The organism is Sphingomonas hankookensis (genome assembly GCF_028551275.1).
Taxonomy (GTDB): domain Bacteria; phylum Pseudomonadota; class Alphaproteobacteria; order Sphingomonadales; family Sphingomonadaceae; genus Sphingomonas; species Sphingomonas hankookensis_A.
On the sequence record NZ_CP117025.1, the window covers coordinates 3053347 to 3074000 of the forward strand.

Here is a 20654-nt window from a genome sequence, read left to right on the forward strand (position 1 = left end):
GTGTAAAATGCCGGCTTCCGAACCCGCCCAAACTATGTTGCGGCTTTCTACATTTTTTCGGTGAGCGAATGATGATGCATGTGCTCGCCGTGCGCTTCCCAGCCTCCGAGTATAGCTCCCTCGAACATCAGCCTGCTCAGTGCATCACGCCAAGTGACGTAGATCGTGCCCTTCTGATCATCGAGCGCAGTAATCGCACCGCTCCACTGTTGGCGGTAGGCGTTGCTCATGCCCTGCACGGTAGCGTTGGCATGTGCCCACGTCATGGTTAGCCGCTCCATACGCCACGTCTCGTTGGGGGCGATGGGAGGAAGCGGCGGCACGCCTTCAGGCCGAGCTACACCACAACTTTCGTTCGGACCCCAAATTCTTGATACGTAATTGGAAACTGACTGCATCGCTGGTTACCTTTTTATCGAACTGAAACACATTGCGCGAACACGAGATCGGCAAAAGTGCGTTTTCATAGCGTCGGTCGAAATGGCATATGCCTCACGACAACCAAGCGAACGACGATAGCAACCGCATGAACCTCGAACAGCTTATCAATTTACAAGAGGTGGTTCTGTTGGCCGCCGAGGGCATACGCAATGCCGAAGCTGAAGCAGACTACACCGGCTTGCGCAGGCAGCTACTGGCGGACGGCCGCTACAGTGACGCAATTCCCTCGTTCGTTCGAAGGCATCGCGATCTAGCAAGCATGTGGCCAGCTCTGAAAAGCTTTGCGCCGCAATGGGAACCGCGGCGTCAAGAGATTCGTCACCAGTTCGAACCGGCCCTCCAGCTGGCTGAGGATATCGAAGCGGCAGCGGATCCACGGACAACCGATTCGTCCGCTTGGACAGGAGCGATCAGTCCCGCCGAGCGAACCATAGCTGTGAAGACCCTACTCCCCGTCGCGATTGCAGCCGTCGACCAACTGATAGATACCTTGGAAACGCCTGGGCATAATGGCGGCCCGCCGCGAGACGAAACTGTCGAAGCGATCGCGAACCTCCGCGCCCTACATACTGCGCTGGGTGAGCTTCTGACTGCTGCGGACGAAGGTCGTCTGCAGGAGGCGTTCGCAGGGGGCCTTCCTGTCGAAATTGCACGTTTTGCAAAGCGCGCAGCAAAGAACCTCAGGGACGACCCCCTACCCTACGCTATGTCAGCGTTGTTTCTATCGATCTGCTCAGCCTGTGGCATATCAGGTATCGGCGGATACCTCAGCGGCGTTGCGATGGCGATGAAACGGAAGTGACGGACAATCTCGGTGTAAACGAGATGCTCTACCAACTGAGCTAAGCGCCCCCTCTCGGGTAAGTGGCGGAATACCGTGCTTTTCGTGACATGCAACAGGGATTTTCGCGGAAGCTTTGGGAACGCAGCGGAAACGGGGTGACACCAGAGTCCCGAACTATTCCCGAACTGCTTGGCAACCGCCTCTAAGTACGTCAGGGTATGTCACGGAATGACAATGCGGCGCGCTCAACCCAGACACCGTCGACTCAAACAGCGTCGATGTACAATGCGCTTAGCCGCGCACGACAGGCGGCTACGTCGCTCAAGATGTCAGCACGCAGCGGTCCGGCGGAAAGGCGGTGAAGCAACACCGAAACCCCACCGTCCAACACTGACTAGTTGGGAATACTGGGCCGGTGTTGTGTCGGCCTTGGGGGGATTGGCGGCGCTAGTGGCGTGGTTCTGACGTATCGTTCCAAGACCCCGACGCACGCAGCTGCCGGATAATACCATTGAAGGAAGCGGTTAGCGTCTGTGCCCGGCCAATTTCATTATCGCCCCTAGCGCCGTCCCAGTACGATATTAGCGGCCAGCGCTCGCGGCAGTAGGGCATCAGGCACCGTAGCGCCAAGCGCACGCTGGGCGTATCAACGCGACCCTTGGCACAGTCTGACATCCCGGCCCGAAGGATGTCGATCGCTAGGCTGATGATGATCCGTTCATGCCGCCGCATGAAGCGACATGAACGGATAGAGAACAAAATTGCAAGCAAGTTACATGCCCTCGCCATCGGGGAATGCCGCGCACCCGAAGCGTGGCGTTGAGTGCATCAGCCCACCCGCCGCCAAATCGCCAGCTGCCGCACGATGATCGTCGCGCCGCCGGCACCGGTCGAACTCGCACGCACGATGGCCTGCACAAACGGGTAGGCTCCAACCGACGCCGGCAGTGTGACCGTTCGCGTGCGAAGGGTAAAGGTGCAGGCTTCGTTCGGCCCCGCCTCGGCGGCAGTCAGCACGGTCGGAACGTTCATATCGACAGAGGTCGTGTTGGTGCCGCCCGTCCCGTTGAAGGCCACCAGGTCGAGCGTGACGCCCGCCAGCACGGCGGGCGTGCCGACGATTTCGATTTCGGCGGTCGCCTCCAGCACATCGCCAGCCTGCAACGCGGCATGATAGGCACCGCTCGACGCGCCGTTCAGCGCGTTGGCGATGCGGAACAAGCCGACCCCGCTGAAATCGATCGCGGCTTGCAGGCCGTTGCCGATCCCGTTCGGGTTCGCGGCGGTTGACAGGGTCGCGGTCGCATTGGTCAGCCCGGCGGCACATGATCCGGGCACATTCCCGGTAATGCCCGTTACCGTCACGCCGCCGCTGGTCGTCGTGAACAGGTGATTGGTCAGCAGCTGCCGCCGGCCGTTCGCCGGCACATCCATCATGCCCGCCGACAGCACTTGCGCCGGCGGCACCAACGTCGCCAGCAGCCGCGCCAGCGACTTTCCATGAAAGTACGCGCCCCGGCCGTTCTCGTGGATACCGTCATAGGCATGGCTGGCGCGGAACGTCGGCGTTGCCGTCGTCGACTGCATGACCGCCCCGAATGCGTCATGGACGAACACGCCCGGCTCGCGCCGGCCATATTCGAAGATCATCCGCCGCAGGTCGTTCAGCGCCGCGACGCCGGCGGCCTGCGTCAGCGGGTCGGCCCCAACCTCGTTTTCCAGCACGACGATCATCCCGGCCGCGCGCGCCTTCGTCGCGATTTCCGCCAGATTGCGCATCGCCATCGCCGCGACGTTGCCGGCGTTGATGACCTCTCCCGTTACCGCGTGAGTGCGGGTCGCGCCGCCCGCGACCTGCGACAGGTCGTTGACGCCACCTTGCACATAAAGCGTGCCGGCACCGGTCGCGATTGCCGCCGGTAGCCGCGCCAGAAACTCGTCGGTGCGGTCGCCCGACTTGCCGAACGTCTCCCCGATTTCGAAGCGATGGCCCAGCAGCGAGTTCGCCCAGTTCACCGGGCTGCGCACGTTGCGCGCCCGCTGTTGCCCGTCGAGGTAGACCGCCGCCACGCGGCTGTCGCCCAATGCCGTAAGGACGTGCGGCAGGCGTCGGTTGGGAAGAATGGCAAGGCGCGACAGCACGGTACGCGAAGCGCCAGACCGCGTGACTCCCATGGCGGTCATAGCACGGCATCCCGGATTGCAAGCTTCTGCCCGACAACGACGCCAAAGGACCGGCTTTCCCCATCCTGTATCAGCCAGCCATTCCCCTCCCCGGCCTCCGGGTCGGGTCCGCCCGCTTTGCTGAAGGCCAACCAGAGCGGCCCACCGAGCGCCGTGATGTGACAGACCTGATAGGACCACGACGTGCCGAAGGTCGCCACGACCGACGACGACGCCGCGCTCCCAACGGTCATCGCCTGAAGCGGCACCGCATCCGGCACAGGCAGGGTCGCTCCGGTGTCAGCGCGCGCGCTGGTACGCGACACCACGATATGAGCTTTCGCCATTCTCAATTTCCTTTCGAGTTGCTTGGCCACGCCTCGACAGCGAGGCGGCGTTTGTCGTCGCAGGCGGCCAGATCGGCCCGGCCGTCGCGAATGGTGCCGTCGTCGTCGGCGGCGGTGGCGCTACCGTCCGCCTGCCGGCGCTGGGGTGTCGGCAGACAGGCTACGGTGGCCACTGCCGGCGGCGGCGGCAGGCGCGGCAAGGGCGGCATCAAGCATGTCGATCGACCGCACCCGGTCAGCGTCGCGGCAGCGCACGCGGCCAGCATCAGTTTGCGCATATCTCTCCACCGTTTTCGTGCTTTCGAGTATGATCGGCGCGCGATTGGCGAGCCGATCGGCATAGGTCGCGGTGGCGGTCGCGACCCGTTCGGCCCCGTCGCGCTCCGCTTTCAGCTTGGCCTTGTCGGCATCGGCCGCGTCCTGCACGCGCACCGTGCGCTCGTTGGCGAGGGTCAGGCGAACATCGGCCAACTGGCGGTCCGTCCACCACCACCCGGCCGCCAGCCCGACGATAGGGACCAGCCACCAGACGCGACCCAGCAGGGACAGCGCCGCCCTCATAGCGAGGCATATTCGCGCTTGGCGTCGAAGCTGGGGCACGCCTTCGCAACCTTGGGATAATCGCGATGCCCCTGCACGATCGCGGCCGGGTGCGCGGCTTTCAGGACGCGCAGCAGGTCGACCATCGCCGCCTTTTGCGCGGCCGTCCGGGTATCCTTGGGCGTCTTGCCGTCCTTGGCGACGCCGCCGACATAGACGATGCCGATCGACTTCGCGTTGTGACCGGCGACGTGCGCGCCGACCTGGGCCTTCGGGCGACCGATTTCGACAGTGCCGTCAAGCGCGACAAGGAAATGGTAGCCGATGTCGGACCAGTTCTGCGCCTTGTGCCATGCCCGCACGTCGGCGACGTGGAAGGGCTGGCCCTCGCGGGTAGCGGTGCAATGGACCGCGATGGACGTGATCGCGCGCGCGATCGGCGCGGACGCGGCTACGCGCCACGCCGGGGTTGCCGTCGTCATAAGACCTCACATTCTGAAAATGCCGCCTGCCCGGCGGCGGGGGATCAGTCCGCTTTCGCGCCGGTCAGCTGGGCGGCGGTGCTGCGCGCCAGCATCAGGACGAACCGCATCGTCGCAAAGCCCATCCACCCGGCGCTGATGCCAGCGACCAGCACCGACCAGACCGGCCATTGGTAATGAATAGCGGCCGCCCCGGCGATCGAACCGAAGGCGGGCAAGAGGGAACACATCACGAAAAGGTCGCGCCACGTCACCGGCTTTCCGGCTTCTATCTTCTGGCCGATCCGCAGCACCTGTCCGGCGAACACCGCAAAGGCGGCCAGTAGGTAAGCCTTCCATTCGGTCATAGCGTCAGCAGCCCTATTCCAAGGCCGCTGGCGACCAGCGCGCCCGACACGAAGAAACTGGCCGTCCGCCGCCGCGAGGTCGCGGCGTGAACGAACGCCATGCCGGTGATCGACAGCAGGGCAGCGATGCAGTCGGTGACCACGTCGAACGCATCCCACGCCTTCGCATTCTTCGACAGCAGCTGCAGCACGTCGCCTGCGCAGCCGCTGGCAAAGCCGATCCCGATCAGGAACGATCCCGCGAACAGCAGCGTGCCCGACCATGGCGTCGTGATCGCGGCGTTCAGGTCGCGGTGCAGCTGGTCGAGCGTGCCGACGAATTGGCGGCGGCACGCCCGCTTGTCCGGTTCCGTGCAGCGCACCAGCTGCCAGAACGCCCGGAACAGCGGCAGCAGCCAGTGGATAGCGCCCACGGCGAACCGCAGGCCGAACAGCATCATCGACCAGATGGCGACGACGCTCGCGATATGCCCCAGCGGGGTCATGGCATACGCGGCCCGTCGAGGGCGTAGCGATGATCGGCAGGCAGGCCGTAGGGGCGCAGCGTCGACCAGGCGCAATAGCCGACCAGCGCGGCGTGTTCCGCCTCGGTCGGATCGGTCACCACCAGAATTTCGGCAATCCGCCCCGGCTGCGCGCCGTTGTTCGCGTTGGGCAGGCCGCCGATGGTGAAGGTGTCGGGCGTGCTGTCGGTGTCGAGGGCATAGCTGGCCGACGCGGTGGCACCGCCATCGATCGACAGATGTACGACGCCGTCGGTCGTCAGGCCGGTCGACGACACGAACTGGCGACCCGTGCCGACCCCGGTGACGCGCGCATTGTACTGGTGCGGGCCGCCGGAGTGCGCGCCGGCCGTCCACATCGTCAGCGCCGGGTCGAACTCCTCCACCACGCCGCCGATCATGATTTGCGGCCGCTTGTTGCTGGCGAGCAAGGGCGGCTCCAGCGTAATCATCGGCCGCACCGACACCGGCCGCCCTGTCAGCGCCCCGGCGTGCCGTTCGGCCGCCAGATAGACCCAGGTCGATTTCCCGTCGCGCTTGGGGAAGTTCGCGGCGATCAGCATTGATCCGGCCAGCGGCGCGGTCGGTGCCGGGAAGCGGATTGCCGGACCGCGCCCGACGATCGCGCCGCCGGCATCGCGATATTCCCAGCCTTCGGCCTCATAGACCGGCTTGGGACCGTCGAAATACGGGAAATATTCAGCGACATGCCCCCCGACCAGACTGCGCCAGCGGTCGACCGCTCCCGCCCCGTTCCGGTCGATCGACGACGCCACCCGCGACGACCACCATGCGACCAGCTTGCCGCCCAGCTGCGTGTCGGGCTGCCATGGCGGGCGGTAGACTTCGGTGTCGCTGGCGACGATCGGGCCGCCGGCCTGAATCAGGACGAAAGGGACGGGAGCATTGGGCGCGACAGTCATTGGACCCTCCTCAATAGGTCGAATTGCGCCGGTGCAGCGCAAAGGAACGGATGGCGATTTTGGCGGGGCCGGCCTTGGCGGCGCGGATGCGCGCCACGGCCGACGTGTAGGATTTGTTCAGCGGCGGCAGCAGCGTGCAGGGCCGCCCGCGCAGGGTGATGACTGCGGGGCGATGGATGCCCAGCGCGCCGACGATCAGGCCGTCGCCATCGCTCGATCGCGCCACGCGCATCATGTCCTCACCCTCGGCGACGACATTGCTGACGATCGCGGTAATCAGGCCGACCGCGTCGCTGTCCTCGACCAGCTCGGCGACCAGCGCCATCTGCACGATGTCGCCCGCCCGCCAATATTCCGCCGCGACATCCTGATGGAACGTCACGTCCTCCCCGACCGCGCCGAAATTGATGTCCAGCACCACATGGTTGCCCAGCCCATCGGGATCGGCGCGGGTCGACGCGGCGACGGTCGCGGTGCCGCCCGCCCGCAGCGTCCATCCGGCCGGGACCGGACCGTTTGCCGCGCCCGACCGCTGCCCCCCGGTCGCGGTCGCGAACATCGGATTGGTCAGCAGCTGGCGGCGGCGGACGGTCGGCACCTCGATCGGCGAGCGGATCGCGGCCGGGCGTGGGACCGCGATCGTCGCGAACAGCTTCGCCAGCTTCTCCCCATGGGTGAAGCTGCCGCGCGGCCCCTGATGGGTGCCGTCATAGGACATGCCGGCGCGGAATTTCGTGCCGACGCGGCCGGGGTCCATGACCTCGGCCCGCACATCGTTCAGCAGGACATTGTTGGTCAGTTCGGCCCAGTCGACCAGCAGCGCGTTCAGTTCGGCGACCTGCCCCTGTTGCGCCGCCTCCAGCCCGTCCGCGCCGACTTCCAGTTCGACGATCACCAGCATCCCGGCCGCCGCCGCGCGTTCCGCCATGAAGCGGATATTGGCAAAGGCGGTTTCGCCGCTGGCGGTGCCGCTGGGATATTGCTGGGCGATGTCGTTGACGCCGCACAGGATATACAGCGTGCCGGCGCCGGTCGCGATGGCGGCATCGATCCGCTTCATAATCTGGTCGGTCCGCTCGCCCGACACGCCGAAATCGGGCAGCACGGTCAGCCGCCCGCCCAGTAGCGCATTCGCCCAGTTCAGCCCGGAAAAGGCGCTATAAAGACGCTTGCCGCTGTCCATGCCGACCGCCGCGACCCGGCTGTCGCCGATCGACGCGACGATATGCCGGCGGGCCGCCCGATCCAGCAGCGCGTGAACCGTGTCGTCGATCTCCCCTGTGATCCGCTGTTCGGCAAGCCGCAGGTCCGACGATGAAATCAGCCGCAGCGCCTTGCCGTTCGACCCCATCAGGCCGACGCCGGCCTGCCAGTCACCGCCCTGCGTCCGCACCCGTTCCGCCGTTTGGTCAGACGCGACGGCGATATCCTTGGCGACCTTTACCGCCGCCAGCGCCATGTCGCGCGCGGTCGCGATGCGCAGGATGCGGCCGTTCGTGCCAACTAGCGCTGCGCCCGAAATCCAGTCAGCCGGCAGGACGCGGACCTCGGTCTTTCCCCGCTCGCGCGATGCGTCGATTTCCGCCGTCGTGCGGACCCGCGCCGCCGTCAGGTCGGTCGTCGTGGCGATCCGCAGCAGATAGCCGTTGCTGCCCAGCAGGCCGGCACCGGGCGTCCAGTCGTACCGCAGCAGCCGCACCGAATCGCGTACCGGCGTCGTGGCGTCGTACCAGCTGACCAGATCGGCTTGCAGGCGATATTCGAAGCCCACGTCCCGGACATAGACCGGCATCCCCTCTTGCCGGACATTGGCCGGGATATTGGCAAGGTCGGCATAGGTCGCGACGGAAATGCCGAACCCGGCATTGTACGACGCCGCCTCGGCGCGCTCGGCCGCCGCCTCGGCGCGTTCGAGGATGCCGGCCCCGTCGATGCGGATTTCCGTCACGTCGTCGCCCGCGACGATCAGGGTCGCTCCCTCTTCGGGCAATCCAGTCGGGTTCGGCCGCCAGCTGGGCGCGCGGTTGGCAGGCGCACCATCCGATCCATAGGCGTGCGGCAGGACCGTCATCGTGCCGACGACGCGGGTCCGGCCATCGAACCGCAGGGCATAGGACAGGATCAGCGGGTCGCCGATTTCCCCCTGATAGGGCAGACCCTGCCGCGTGCTTTTGTTGAGCCGGATGCGCAGGTCACTGACCGTCACGCCCTTGTCGAGATAGACCCGGGCGACGCGCAGCCCCTCGGCATTGGCGTTGGTGACCTTGGCGAGCGCGATCAGCGGCGCGCCGGGCGCGTCCTCCCGCAGGCGGAACTGGGCGTCGAGGCCGCTGGCCGACAGGTCCATCCCCCGCACGCGCAGGGGATATTCCCACACGTCATCGTTGCGCCAACCCGAAAGGTCTAGGCGCGCAGTCGTTGCCATTGCTGGTCCCTATTCTTGCGAAAGTTGCTGTTCGGCGCGGAAATTATATTCGGCACCGCCGCCGCCCCATCCGGGGGGCGGCGCTGGCGGGGGCGGGTAATTCCCGTCCGCCGATCGGGTCGCCATGGTCCCGATCAGGACGTAGAACCGGTTTGCCAGTTCGGTCAGCGCCGGGGCCGGCACCGCGAAATAGACGCCGTCGAAGATCGGCCAGAACACCTGATAGACCGTCGAGGGTTGCAGGCCGTCCAGACGCCCGGCCGCGAACTGGATCGTCTCGCCCGTGTCCAGCACGCCTTCGAAAGCGCCGATGGTGATGCTGTTCGCATCGCTGCTCAGCGTCACCGCCGACCGCGCGACCAGCGTGCTGACCCCGCGTGCCGGGGCTGGCGGGGCCGGGATCGCGCCGTCATAGTCGGACGCGCCCTGCAATTGCGGCGTCGGCGGCGCGGTGCCGGTGCGGCCCAGGGCAAAGGCGTGCTTTTCCGGCGTCTCACCGCGCAGCACCAGGTGCACCATCATCGTCACCGGATCGAACGTGCGCTTCAGGATCACGCACGTCTGATCGACCAGGCCGTCGTCGGGCAAATGGACGATCAGCAGGTCGCCCGGCCCGTAACGCCGCAGCCGCGGCTTGCACGACAGGACGATTTCGCCCAGTTCGCGCGCGTCCCACAGGTCATAGGCCGCCAGCTGGGCGACCTGATCCTTGTCCTGAACCAGATTCCACTGGCGTTCGTCGCCCTTTTCCTCGCCGTCCTCCGTGACGAACTGGGCGATGGTGACCGGCGTAGACGGCACATATTCCCATTTATGCGCGGCTGACCGGTATTTCGGGGTCAGCGTGTTGATGCGCTGTTCCCAGCCCTGCATCGCGCCGATTTCGACATCGTCGGTGGCAAGGTCGTGTTCGGTGATCGTGTCGAGGGGCACGCGCGGGGCCGACAGCTTCAGGCCTAGCTTACCGCCGATCCAGCACCGCTCCGCGCCGCCGGCCGCAAGAATGTTCTTGAGGTTTTCGTCGCGGTTGCCGGGTTCGAAGATGACGCCGCCGACGTTCCAGCCATTGGCATCGCAGACATTGGCCAGCGCCGCGAAATCGGCGAACCGAATGCCGTCCGGCTGCATCCCGATGCCGAACGTCTTGCGGTACACCGACCCCGGCACGCGCGGGTCACGCTCCCACCGCCCCAGCGCATAGTGCAGGGCATGGAGGCCGGGGCAGCGGGACCATTCCCACGTCGCCCGCGCCGCATCGAACGCGGCCGTGTCGGCAGGATCGGCCCAGCGATGCGGACCGGACCCGCCGGGAAACGTCGAATCCCTGCGCGGGTCATAGCATTTCACCCCGCGCCAGATCGCGCCCAGCGCCGGCACCCCGGCGGCGAACCGCTTGCCGTCCTCGTCGAACCGGAGGTTCCAGCTTATCGCGGCATAGCTCGACAGGCGATAATCCGCCCCCCAGCCCGGCGCGTTGCCCCAGTGCGCCGGCAGCGCCGCCGCTTCGGGCATCTGCCCCAGCTGCCAATAGACGTAGAGGTGATTGGCCGCGTACCCGGTCGCGGCGTTGCCGGCGAGCGGGACCGGCACATAGTCCATGCACGCGCTGACAAAGCCTTCGACCGGCCCCGCGCCGGAATAGGCGTCGACGATCAGCAGATAGGGGTTTTCGACCCCGCCGACCCTGCCACCATATCCCGTCTGATGGCGACGGTTGCCGCCATAATAGGTTTCGCCGATCAGATACGGCTTGGGCTGGTTCGCGCCGATGGTCGTCTTGTTGACGGACCCGGTCTGCGCCGCCGGCTTCTTCGCGGTCAGCGCTGCCCCGACATTGGCAGCGGCGGCAACCCCGGCCGCGACGGCAGCCACCGGAGCCGCGCCTACTACGGTTGCGACGACGGACACGATGCCGGCGACGGTGCCGACGAATTTCGACACACCGCTCATAGCCGCCACGCCGCCTTGAAGGCATGACCTTCGATATTGACGACGCCTTCGTCGAGATGATCGCCATGGTAACCCGCGACCATCCGCGCGCCCCATTCCTGCGACACGACGATCGCGTCGAAGGTGCCGTCACCCTCCATCAGCGCAAGGTCGCCGACCCACATTTCGCCCGGCGCGATCCGGGGCAACAGGCTGTCCAGCAGCGCGGTCAGGTCGGCAAAGCCGGCGTCGCGCAACGCGCGCGCCGCGCCGATCGGGCTGGTAAAGCGGGGAAGCGACGGCGGCCGATGCCCCAGCGCTCGCATCTGGGCGCGGGCGAGGTGGATGCAGGTCGCCGGCCGGTTCCAGCCAAACGGGCGCGCGCGGAACTTGGCGACAACGGCGGCGGTCGCGACGGCGCGATCGTGCGGCGTCATACCGACTGCACCCCGCGCGGCGGCGACGCGACGCCCCACGCCACCTCGACCTCCATGCCGACCGCATTGTCGTGCCCGCGCTCGCCGGGATAGATCCGCTGATGCGCGGCGGTCGACAGCGCGTTGCCGTCGTTGCGGATCATCAGCCGTTGCGACCGGGTGACGCACACCAGGTCGAGCGCGCGCATACCGGTCGAACGCCGAAGGACCGTCTTGTCCGTCTGCCAATCGGCCATCTGGTCGGGCTGGCCGATCGGGCGGCCGGTCGCTTCGTCGATTTCCGCGATCCACAGCCGCAACCGCGCACCCTGATAGCCCGGCCGCGACAGCTGCACGGCGGCGGCGAGGCTGGGCGGCAGGAACGTTACCTTGCCGGCCGGGGCTTCGTCGCCCACGCCTTCGGTCAGCGATTCGAACGCCGCGACCGTGCCGAACACCGGATGCGCAGAGCGATAGGTTTGCCCGTCCCACGGCACGAACCCGCCGTCACACAAAGCGACCGTCTGGCCCGGAAGCTCCATCAAGAGCATCCCGCACAAGGTAACGCGCTTCATGCCGCCTCCTCGATCAGGAAGGCGATCGACAGATTCTGGTCGACCGCCAGTTCCCAGCTGGCATCGTCACCCTCCACCAGTCCTTCGATCATTGGTTTGACCAGGTGGACGGCAGCGCCATCGGCAAAGTCACGCCGCAGCAGCGTATCCGCGACCGACACCGTCGCCCGGCCGTCCGCGCCGACCAGCACTTCGCCGCCGACGTTGTGCAGATAGTGCTGGCCGTCCGCGTCCTCGATCGACATCCAAAAGCCCTCCCGGATGACAGCGGTCGGGGTCAGTCCGCGAAGCGACAGGTACGCGCCGCTTTGTCCGGCCCCGTCGACGACCGCGCCCCACCCGCATTGGCTCTGGTCGACATCCAGCAGCGGATAGGGCAGCCGCAGCCCCTGCCGCTTCGCGCGGATCAGCCGCGACACGAACACGCGGGCGCGTTCCCTGTCGTTCATCGGTGGATAGGTGACGGACAGCCGGTAATGGTTGCCCAGACGGTTGACGCGCAGCGCCGACGCGCCGCGCAGCACGCCGCCGCGATCGACAGCCGTCACCGTGGCGCCGTTCGGCGCGGGCCATTCAGGAAGTGTCAGCATCAGCCGTTCAGGTTCTGCCGCGCCGCCATGGCAGCGCGTTCGTTGGTGGATCGGGCGGTTTTCACCTGCACATCGCCGCTGACCGCCGCGACGCGGGCGTCGAACACCTCGCCGGCACCGACCCGCAGTTCGACGACCGCCGGGCCGTTCGATGGACCGTTGTCGTTGCCGTGGCGGATGTCGACCATTTCGCCGCGCGTGGCACGGAAGGCGACAAGGTTCGCGTCGATACCGGACCGACCCGCGACGCGGAACGAACCGCCGTCGCGGAAACCGGGCAGCTTCGCGGCCGCCGACGATCCGCTGCCACTCTTGCCCGCCAAGCCAAGCGCCGCGCCGATCGCGGAAAAGAACCCTTTACCGGAGCCGCCCCCGCCGATCGCGGAGAATAGCTTTTGCGCCAGCGCGGCGAGACTGTTCAATGCGTCCTCCATGCCCTTCGCTACCCGCTCTTTCCACCAGTTCGAGATGAAGCCTTTCAGGTCGCCCGACATCGCCGCCTGCAACCCGTCCTTGAACACCGCGCGGAACTCGCCCGTCTGCCGCGCGCGATCGGCTTCCGACCATTCGGCGGTCGCCGCGTCGACGCCTTGCCCGGCCGCCAGACCGTCCCGCGCCTCAATCTCGCGGGCGCGCTTCCGAATATCGACGTCACGCTGCAACGCGCGTTGGTCCGCCTCGCTGTCGCCGCGTAGCCGGGCCAGTTCCAAGGCGCGGTCCTGCGCTTCGTCCGCCAGCAGTCGCGCACGAACCCCGGCCCGTGCTTCGTCGACCTCCAGTTGCTGCCGCCCGGCGCGCAACGTCGCCTCGACCAGCGACAGCCCTTTCCGCTGGAATGCACGGATGCGCCCGGCAATTTCGTCCTGCCGCTCCAGCGTCTCGATCAGCGACCGGTTGCCGCTGATTTTCGCGAGGTCCAGCTTATGACCAGCATCGTCGAGCGCCAGTTCGCGCGCCATCCCGTCACGCCGCGCTGCGTCGAGCGCGGCTATGTCGCGGGTCGCCGCCGCCGTGGCGGCCGCAACCGACAAGCCGGTGCGCTTGTACGCCTCGATTTGCTGTTCAAGGTCCAGCTGCCGCCGCAACGCGTCCTCGGCATCGCGGTCGCCACGCAAGCGGGCGGCCTCCAGGGCGTTCTGTGACGCGATCCGGGCACGATCGGCGGCATCCTCTGCCGCATCGCGCTCCTTGGGCTTGGCGGTACGTCCAGCGCCGCCTGCGGCCTTCTTTTTCTTGTCGTCGTCACCGCCGGGCGCGGCCATGCGCGGCGGCGCGGCGGGAGGCGGCGGCGCTTTGGGTTCGACTGGCGCGGCCGGCTTACCGGCTTCCGGCCCGGCATTGGCGGTCGCGGCGTCGAGGCCGATGGCCTTTGCCATCCAGTTGTACCACCCGACGATTTCCTTGACCGCTCCGCGCACCCACGCAACGACGCCCGCGAAATTGTCGACCAGCCAGCCTTTTACGCCGGCATAGACCGACTTGGCCGCAGCAACGACGCCGGGAAAGGCGCTGGCGACATAGCTGACCATCGACGCGACCGCGTTGCCGACCCAACCGGCAATCGACGTGAAGCCGTCCGCCAGCCATTGTTTCGCCAGTGCGTAAACCTGTTGCAGTTCGGACCCCAGTTCCGGGACCAGCGCTGCCACCATGTCGACCACGGCGTCGATGACCGATTCAACGATGCCACGCACCGCTTCCCACGCGCCGGCAAAGTCGCCCTGCAACAACGCGCTGATGACATCGACGACGCCGCTGACCACGTCGACCAGCCCGCCGATCGCCGCGACGATCACCCCTAGCACCCGTTCAATGATTTCCCCGGCGACCAGAATGCCGGCGGTCAGGCCGTTGCCGATAAAGTCCTTCAATGCGCCCAGCATATCCATCAGGCCGCCGATCGCGCTGCCGATCGATCCGCCGGACAGCTTGGCGAAAATGCCCTGCACCTTCTCCATGATCGCGGCGAGCGGCGGCCCCAGCGTCGCCGTCAGTTCCGCCCACACGGCACGCAACCCCGCGACGATGTTATCCTTGAACAGCAGGATAGCGCCGATGGCCCAGCCTACCGGCCCGGTGATCGCCAGCAGGCGCGACGCCAGCATGGTCAGAACACGCGACAGGCCATATTCGCCCAGCAGGCCGATCACGGTCGACACGGGCGAAATCAGCAGCCCCAGCACGCGGCCGATGACGCCGAACTTTGCGGCGGCGAAGTTGGCGACGATCGCCGCGCCGACATGGGCAACGGCCCAGATCAACGGCCCGATCGCCGCGCCCAGTGCCGCAATGGCGATGCCCGCCTGCCGAACGCCGACCGGCAGGTTCGCTATGCTGGTCAGCAGACTGGCGAACCCGTTCTTGATCCGGGCGATGATGTCGATCAGCCCGGTATCGACGCCGAACGCAATCTTCACTTCCTCCCATGCGTTGGCGATGTTCTTGCCCGCTTGTTCGGTGCCCTCCATCGCTTTGGCGATCTTCGCATCGACATCGCCTGTCTCGACGGCTTCCCGGAACTTTTCGTATCCCTCCCGGCCTTGGTTCATCAGCCCGATCGCGGTACGGAATGCGTCCGCGCCGAAAATCTCCTCCATCTTTTCCGCACGATCTTTTTCACTCAAACCTGCGACGGACTGCCGCAGCATCTCCGCTTGCTCCGCCATTGGTTTGATTTTGCCGGTCGCGTCGTAGAATGAGATACCAAGGCTGGTCATCGCCCGCTGCGCTGCCTTGCTGTTTGGCGTCAGCGCCTGAAGGAACGTCTTGTAGCTGGTCCCGGCGTCGGCCCCGCTGGCGAACTGGGTCGACGTGGCGGCGATCGTCGTCGCGAAGTCGAGAAAGTCGATACCCGACGCCGCCGCGATAGCGCCACCTTGACCAACCGCCAGACGGAAGTCGTCGAACTCCATCTTCGTCGCGTCCAGCGCCCCGACAACCTGCGTCATCACGGCTGGCAGATCAGCCGCTGTCTTACCGAACTGCCCCATCACGTCCGTGACCAACCCGGCGGCGTCGGCCGCCTCGGCTTTGCCAGCGGTCGCCAACTTCAAGGTCGCGGCCAGTGCGCCGCCAAGAATGTCGCTGGCGTTAAGGCCCGCCCGCGCCAGCGAATCGACGGCATCCGCCGCTTCCGTCGCCCCCTTGCCGACCGCCGGCCCGAGACGCCGCGCAGCCTTGCCAAGCGCGTCCAGTTCCGCCGTAGTGGCTTTCGGCAACGCTGCCGACACCCGGTTCATTGCCGCTTCGAACTGACCAGCGCCCTTGTCGATCGTCGCAACCATGCCGGCGAACGGCACGGTGATCCCGACCGTGGCGGCCAACCCGACTTGCTTCAACCGCTTCTCGACATCGCGAAACGTCTCGACAAGCCGGCCCAGCACACCCTCGACGCCCTTGGCCTTGGCATCGAACTCCGACGTATCCGCGCCGAAAACGACGCGGGCCGCGCCCACCACAGCTTGCACACCGCGTCTCCATGAAAAAGGGCGCCGCCATCGCGACGCCCTGCTGGTTTCCGTTTCGGCTTTCGCCGCCTCAATCGATCAATCGTAATCCGATGCGATGCATCACGTTCGATCGGATCGCCCCGATGCCGCAATTGGACAACACCCGCCCGAAAGCACTCAACGACACCACATCATTCCGGCTCACACCCTCGCGTTTCGCCCAGTCGAGATAGTCGTGGTACAGCACCATGCTCGGCACGCGATGCCCCGGCGCGGCTTCGGTCCGGTTGTCCAGCCAGTCCGCGACCGACTGATGCAGCTTTCCTATCACCGCGACCGCCCCCGACAGGATCGGCGACGCTTCGGCCAACCCCAGATCGGGCAACCCCGCTATCGCCCACGCCCGCCGCGCTCCGCGCGTCCCGAACGCGATCCGCGCTTCGCGGACCAGCCCCAGTTGCAACCGCAACCGCTCGGTTTCATCCGCCAGCGGCTCCGGCGCGTCCGTGACGATCTCCACGCCGCCATCATACCGCCCCGTCGTACGGATCGCCGGCAGGACTTCGTTCGTCAGCCATTTGCGGAACCGATGGGCGACGCTGCCCGGCTTCATCGCATCGCGGCACCGCAGGACCAATGTGTAGGCACCGCCCTCGCTGATGATCGTCGTATTTTGCTCGCGACCGTGGGGGTCGGTTAAAGCGACCCCCGATTTCTCATCCTCGTCCAGCTTCGCCACCGCATCGTGGTGATTGGCGATGTTGAGCGCCGCGCACACATCCTTGGCGACCAGCCAGATCATGCCACCCCGATCGGTTGCCCGCACCAGTTGCTCACCGAAGCCGAAGCTTTGCAATGCCACCGCACTCATGCCGTTTGCTCCGCACTGGCCATGCTGGAGGTCAGCACGCGCATATCGTCCAACGACTGCCAGATATGGCCCATCGCCATCGTCGCGGTATCGTCAAGGTCATCCGAACCGATCACCAGCGACAGGAACGCTTTTAGGTTTTCAATGCGTCCGTCGATTTCACTCATCCGGCCCGCAGTGTCGAGCGTCAGTTGGCGCGCGATCAGCGGAACGCCGATCGTCAGGTCCAATTTCAGGTTCAGGGTGGAATGTTCACCACGATTTCCCGGTGACGCTTTGGTGTTGCGGGTGCTACCCGCCGTATCAGCCTGTTGCATGGGTCGCTCCGTGCGATTGGTTAGACCGGGTCGGCAGCAGCACACTGCCGACCCGGTTGCCCCACTACGTACGTAACATTGCCGTTGCCGTCAATGTCTGTTACGTACACCCTATGACTGACGTAGAACCCCTATCCGTTCGATTTGAGATGCGCGCTTCGCCGACTTGGGTCCGCGAACTCGACGGGTGGAGGCGCAATCAGACTGATTTGCCCTCACGCGCCGAAGCAATCCGAAGGTTAGTAGAGCTAGGACTTAAAACATCGCCTTCGGAAAACCCGTAAAAGGCTTTACCGTGCATGTTCCCTTAGTTTCCACGAACGTAGGAAAAGGCCGAACTATTATCATGATAGATTCAAATTTGCCATCACGCCGACTAACCCAGCTTTCTATGTGTCGCCGCCGTTGATAGCTGTCATCATCTTCACGTGTGAAGATGATACGATCAGGTAAAACCTCCGCGATTGGGAATGTCACTTCGCAATGATCCCAGCACCAAACCTTATTTTGCAAATCAATGCGGAAACCAAATTTGTGAGGAACAGCCTCACCATCTGACTTCGCTTTTCGCGTTCCGTCGCAAGCTAGGTCGAACTGATCGGCCGCTTGAGCGGAACTAGCCACCGTTAACGCAACAACCGTACCGAGCAAAAAAGCGAATCGCATAATTCCCCCTTATCCAGGGCTACATTCTGTATCGCCGCCACCCCGCGCGGCAATATCAATCCGGCCGATCCCGAACCTCGCCGACGCTGGCAGCCCACATCGTCGCGGTCGCCAGCATCGTCTGCCACGGCGTGCGCCGTCGCTTTGCTGGCCGATCGGACAGCAGGGAGTCGAGTTTCGGCAGTTTCTTGGCCCGCCCGCAGGCGGCATTGGTCCATGCCGCCTGCATCGCGGCATCATGGCGGGCGGCGGCGGCCTTGGCCTCCCCCGCGAACACCCGAGCAATCTCGCGCGGCGTCAGCCGCCAATATTGCTCTATGCAGCGCCCGGTTGAACACCAGTCGACATGGAGTTCCGCCCAGTCCCACGGCCGCCCCTCGGCGGCCGGCGAGGGTTTCCAGCGCCCGCCGGGGCCGCCTCCGGGAACGCCTGTTGCACCGCCAGCATAATCAGCTCCAGCGACGGTTCGAGGCCGCCGACCGCCTCCATGATCGTGCCGGCCTCGCGGTCGGTCATATCAGGATGGCAGTCGGTCAGACCGATGCGGAACAGGGTGCGGATGGTGCGAAGCGACGGCTTGCCGTTCAGCACCGCCTCCAGCCCCGTGATGTCGTCGAGTTGAAACGCCTCTTCGACCTCACATAAGGCGTTGGTCGTGAAGGCGAAGGTGAAGGCGGTTTCGCCGACCGTGAACGCCAGCTGGCCCCGCAATGGGTTACGAGCGGTCACGATCAGGCTGCCGGCGTCATGACAGGCTTGCCGGTGACCTTGAAGGTCGCCGAACCGGTCATCTTGTCATCCATGGGCGTGGCCCGCTCATGGCCGGTGGCGAAGCCGCGAAACTCCAGCTTCGCCCCGTTCGGGAACACGAACCGCCACGTCTCGACGGCGCGCGAATCGAAATGCGCGCCGATTGCCGCATCGTCCAGCAGGCCCGGAACCAGGTTGTAGGTAATCGACACTTCGCCGCCGTCGCCGATCCCCGGCTTGAACTCGCGGAAAAAGTCGGGGCTACCGAAATGGGTGAAGTCGACACTGTCGCGCGAAATCCCCGGCGGGGTCATGTCGGTGATTTCGGCGAAGGCGGTAAAGACGTTCGCGACGACCTTGCCGAAAAGGGTCGCGAAACCGATGTCGGTCGCGGCGTTGGTTGCAGCCATGATTGTCTCCTAGTGCGCTGGGCGCGTCATGCAGTGGGCGAAGGGGCGGCGGTCGCATCGACCTCTTGAGCAACGCCAAGGTCGATCAGTTCGCGTCCGCGATCGGCAGTGACGGTCATCGTCTTGCCGACCGGGACGTTCGCGGCCTCGGGATCGTCGGGGTTTTTGGCCAAGGCCTCCCGATCGACGAAGGCCGTCGTCACAGAAATTCGCATTGTCATGTCTCCTACTGGACGAGGTGCCAGAACTTGATGTCGATCGACTGTCGCGACAGCTCCGGGTCGATCGCCCGTTCTTCGCGCGTCAACAGCCCGCTGGCGCGGATCGCGACGACGAAACCCCGTCGAAAGGCGATCTCGCCGACCACTGCAGCCGGGGTAAGCGCCGCGATCACCGCTTCGCGAAGGGCGCGACCAACGGCGGCATCGTCCGCCCACGCGTCGAATTGTACGATGGTTTCTCGCAGCAAAACCGGTCCGCCGAAGCGCTCTGGGCGGGTATCGGCCACGATACTGGCTTGCAGCGCCGGCAACGCCGGCAACCGCGCGCCCCATGTGAATGCGTCGCCGATCAGTGCCACGATCGGCGTAGCGGCTAGCACCCGCTGCGCGATGGCATCCTCGATCATCATTTCGCCGCTTCCAGAAAGGCTTTCTGGAAATGACGCACCGTCACCTGTCCGGCAACGTCACCCTTGGCGGCAAGGGCTGGCCGCAGGAAGGGGTGCGCGGCGGTTCGTGCAGTGCCATATTCAATATAGCGCGCATAATATACGTCGCCGTCCGGATCGGACCCGACCGACCCGATATAGACGATTCTCTCGCCCGCCCGCGACTTTACATAGGACTGCATGTCCTCACGGCTCGACATGACCTGAATGCTGTCGCGCAACGCGCCGGTAGCGACGGGGGCGAGCCGGCGCGCTTCCTGCGCGATCTCTTCCGCCCCTGCGGTTAAAGCCGCCTGGACGGTATCCGCTGTGAACGCTTTGAAGATGCGCGCCAGCTTGCGCTCTAGCTCGGGGAAGCCCTTTGCGCTGATGCTCAGCCTCATGCCGCCACCACCGGACAGCGCCAGACGCCGCGTCGATCGCGCAGCGGCCGATCGCTGACCTGATAGTCGATACCCGATGCCAAGGTGATGCGGTCACCCTTCGCCGGTGCCGCCACCTCCCAGCTGCGGACCGTCACCACCATCGCCGGACGGGTCACCAGCGTATTGCCGAACCGCTGCTCGGCATCGACCGACGCGGTACGGACCCGGACCGGCTTGTCGATACCCGGCCAGACGGCATCTTCGCCGAACGTCACGAACGCCTGATCGGTCAGGTCCCGATGATATTCGGCGAAGGACATCGGCGTCAGACCAGCGGTAGCAGGCAGACATTGCCGCTGGCAGCGGCGGCCAGCTTCGGGGCTGCGGCGAACCCGATCTTGGTGTTACCGTTCGCGGTCGGCGTGACGCGCTTGTTGGCCGCATCCCAGTACAGCACCGTCACGGTCGTCTCCCACGCCGTACCGGTGGCGCAGGGCAGTTCGAAGACACCTTCGATGGTGCCGGCATACGTCTCGCCTTCCTTGGCGCTGGCACCGGGAACATGCAGCACGGTGCCGCGCAGCTGCGCCTGACCGGACACGACCCCGCCGGCAGGGGCGACGAAGTCCAGCGTCTTACCCGGTTGGATGAAATTGTTCATGATAGTCCTCCGCGTCGGCGGCCCTGCCGC

At 65.7% G+C, this 20654-nt stretch carries 26 protein-coding genes; 1 reads left to right on the forward strand and 25 read right to left on the reverse strand.

Going from position 1 to position 20654, the window contains the following annotated elements; genetic code table 11:
- Positions 1-47 precede the first annotated feature (47 nt).
- Positions 48-266 (reverse strand): hypothetical protein, encoded by a 219-nt coding sequence (locus PPZ50_RS14430; RefSeq protein WP_272815367.1) that lies wholly within the window; start codon positions 264-266, stop codon positions 48-50.
- Positions 267-526: 260 nt separating this feature from the next.
- On the opposite strand from PPZ50_RS14430, the gene PPZ50_RS14435 reads away from it, so the two are divergent.
- Entirely contained in the window at positions 527-1243 is a 717-nt protein-coding gene (locus tag PPZ50_RS14435; RefSeq protein WP_272815368.1) for a hypothetical protein, read from the forward strand.
- An 810-nt stretch (positions 1244-2053) separates the two neighbouring features.
- Here the strand turns inward: PPZ50_RS14435 and PPZ50_RS14440 are convergent.
- The 24 genes from PPZ50_RS14440 to PPZ50_RS14555 all read right to left on the reverse strand — a co-directional run bounded on the left by PPZ50_RS14440 (position 2054) and on the right by PPZ50_RS14555 (position 20624).
- A complete protein-coding gene (locus PPZ50_RS14440; RefSeq protein ID WP_272815369.1) occupies positions 2054-3409 on the reverse strand; it encodes an SGNH/GDSL hydrolase family protein in 1356 nt (451 codons plus the stop codon).
- Positions 3406-3735: a hypothetical protein gene (locus tag PPZ50_RS14445; RefSeq protein ID WP_272815370.1), complete on the reverse strand. Its 330-nt coding sequence runs from the start codon at positions 3733-3735 to the stop codon at positions 3406-3408. Before PPZ50_RS14445 ends, PPZ50_RS14440 begins: the two co-directional genes overlap by 4 nt.
- Before the next feature lie 120 nt (positions 3736-3855).
- Positions 3856-4296: a hypothetical protein gene (locus PPZ50_RS14450; protein ID WP_272815371.1), complete on the reverse strand. Its 441-nt coding sequence runs from the start codon at positions 4294-4296 to the stop codon at positions 3856-3858.
- Positions 4293-4757 carry an N-acetylmuramoyl-L-alanine amidase gene (locus tag PPZ50_RS14455; protein ID WP_272815372.1) on the reverse strand — a complete coding sequence of 155 codons (465 nt, stop codon included), beginning with the start codon at positions 4755-4757 and terminating at the stop codon, positions 4293-4295. Before PPZ50_RS14455 ends, PPZ50_RS14450 begins: the two co-directional genes overlap by 4 nt.
- A 44-nt stretch (positions 4758-4801) precedes the next feature.
- Positions 4802-5104, reverse strand: a complete 303-nt coding sequence (locus PPZ50_RS14460; RefSeq protein WP_272815373.1) for a hypothetical protein — start codon at positions 5102-5104, stop codon at positions 4802-4804.
- The gene (locus PPZ50_RS14465; protein ID WP_272815374.1) at positions 5101-5589 is read right to left on the reverse strand and encodes a hypothetical protein; all 489 of its coding nucleotides are present in this window, start codon (positions 5587-5589) and stop codon (positions 5101-5103) included. The genes PPZ50_RS14460 and PPZ50_RS14465 overlap by 4 nt, the downstream gene beginning before the upstream one ends.
- A complete protein-coding gene (locus PPZ50_RS14470; protein WP_272815375.1) occupies positions 5586-6530 on the reverse strand; it encodes a hypothetical protein in 945 nt (314 codons plus the stop codon). Before PPZ50_RS14470 ends, PPZ50_RS14465 begins: the two co-directional genes overlap by 4 nt.
- 10 nt (positions 6531-6540) lie before the next feature.
- Positions 6541-8955 carry an SGNH/GDSL hydrolase family protein gene (locus PPZ50_RS14475; protein ID WP_272815376.1) on the reverse strand — a complete coding sequence of 805 codons (2415 nt, stop codon included), beginning with the start codon at positions 8953-8955 and terminating at the stop codon, positions 6541-6543.
- Between the two features lie 9 nt (positions 8956-8964).
- The gene (locus PPZ50_RS14480; protein ID WP_420794415.1) at positions 8965-10905 is read right to left on the reverse strand and encodes a hypothetical protein; all 1941 of its coding nucleotides are present in this window, start codon (positions 10903-10905) and stop codon (positions 8965-8967) included.
- Positions 10902-11321, reverse strand: coding sequence for a DUF6950 family protein (locus tag PPZ50_RS14485; protein ID WP_272815378.1), 420 nt, complete (start codon positions 11319-11321; stop codon positions 10902-10904). The genes PPZ50_RS14480 and PPZ50_RS14485 overlap by 4 nt, the downstream gene beginning before the upstream one ends.
- A complete protein-coding gene (locus PPZ50_RS14490; protein WP_272815379.1) occupies positions 11318-11875 on the reverse strand; it encodes a hypothetical protein in 558 nt (185 codons plus the stop codon). Before PPZ50_RS14490 ends, PPZ50_RS14485 begins: the two co-directional genes overlap by 4 nt.
- A complete protein-coding gene (locus PPZ50_RS14495; RefSeq protein WP_272815380.1) occupies positions 11872-12465 on the reverse strand; it encodes a hypothetical protein in 594 nt (197 codons plus the stop codon). Before PPZ50_RS14495 ends, PPZ50_RS14490 begins: the two co-directional genes overlap by 4 nt.
- Positions 12465-15932: a phage tail tape measure protein gene (locus PPZ50_RS14500; RefSeq protein ID WP_272815381.1), complete on the reverse strand. Its 3468-nt coding sequence runs from the start codon at positions 15930-15932 to the stop codon at positions 12465-12467. The genes PPZ50_RS14495 and PPZ50_RS14500 overlap by 1 nt, the downstream gene beginning before the upstream one ends.
- 70 nt (positions 15933-16002) lie before the next feature.
- Positions 16003-16785 (reverse strand): BRO family protein, encoded by a 783-nt coding sequence (locus PPZ50_RS14505; RefSeq protein ID WP_272815382.1) that lies wholly within the window; start codon positions 16783-16785, stop codon positions 16003-16005.
- Positions 16782-17102, reverse strand: coding sequence for a hypothetical protein (locus PPZ50_RS14510; protein WP_272815383.1), 321 nt, complete (start codon positions 17100-17102; stop codon positions 16782-16784). Before PPZ50_RS14510 ends, PPZ50_RS14505 begins: the two co-directional genes overlap by 4 nt.
- Before the next feature lie 255 nt (positions 17103-17357).
- On the reverse strand, positions 17358-17768 hold the full coding sequence (locus PPZ50_RS14515; protein WP_272815384.1) for a hypothetical protein: 411 nt from the start codon (positions 17766-17768) through the stop codon (positions 17358-17360).
- 55 nt (positions 17769-17823) lie between these two features.
- Positions 17824-18045, reverse strand: coding sequence for a hypothetical protein (locus PPZ50_RS14520; RefSeq protein ID WP_272815385.1), 222 nt, complete (start codon positions 18043-18045; stop codon positions 17824-17826).
- Positions 18046-18083: 38 nt separating this feature from the next.
- The gene (locus PPZ50_RS14525; protein ID WP_272815386.1) at positions 18084-18497 is read right to left on the reverse strand and encodes a hypothetical protein; all 414 of its coding nucleotides are present in this window, start codon (positions 18495-18497) and stop codon (positions 18084-18086) included.
- A 2-nt stretch (positions 18498-18499) separates the two neighbouring features.
- Positions 18500-18928, reverse strand: a complete 429-nt coding sequence (locus tag PPZ50_RS14530; RefSeq protein WP_272815387.1) for a phage tail tube protein — start codon at positions 18926-18928, stop codon at positions 18500-18502.
- Between the two features lie 26 nt (positions 18929-18954).
- Positions 18955-19131, reverse strand: a complete 177-nt coding sequence (locus PPZ50_RS14535; protein WP_272815388.1) for a hypothetical protein — start codon at positions 19129-19131, stop codon at positions 18955-18957.
- A gap of 23 nt (positions 19132-19154) precedes the next feature.
- Positions 19155-19559, reverse strand: coding sequence for a hypothetical protein (locus tag PPZ50_RS14540; RefSeq protein WP_272815389.1), 405 nt, complete (start codon positions 19557-19559; stop codon positions 19155-19157).
- Positions 19556-19981, reverse strand: coding sequence for an HK97-gp10 family putative phage morphogenesis protein (locus tag PPZ50_RS14545; protein ID WP_272815390.1), 426 nt, complete (start codon positions 19979-19981; stop codon positions 19556-19558). Before PPZ50_RS14545 ends, PPZ50_RS14540 begins: the two co-directional genes overlap by 4 nt.
- Entirely contained in the window at positions 19978-20283 is a 306-nt protein-coding gene (locus PPZ50_RS14550; protein WP_272815391.1) for a head-tail joining protein, read from the reverse strand. The genes PPZ50_RS14545 and PPZ50_RS14550 overlap by 4 nt, the downstream gene beginning before the upstream one ends.
- A gap of 5 nt (positions 20284-20288) precedes the next feature.
- Positions 20289-20624: a DUF2190 family protein gene (locus tag PPZ50_RS14555; protein WP_272815392.1), complete on the reverse strand. Its 336-nt coding sequence runs from the start codon at positions 20622-20624 to the stop codon at positions 20289-20291.
- Positions 20625-20654 lie beyond the last annotated feature (30 nt).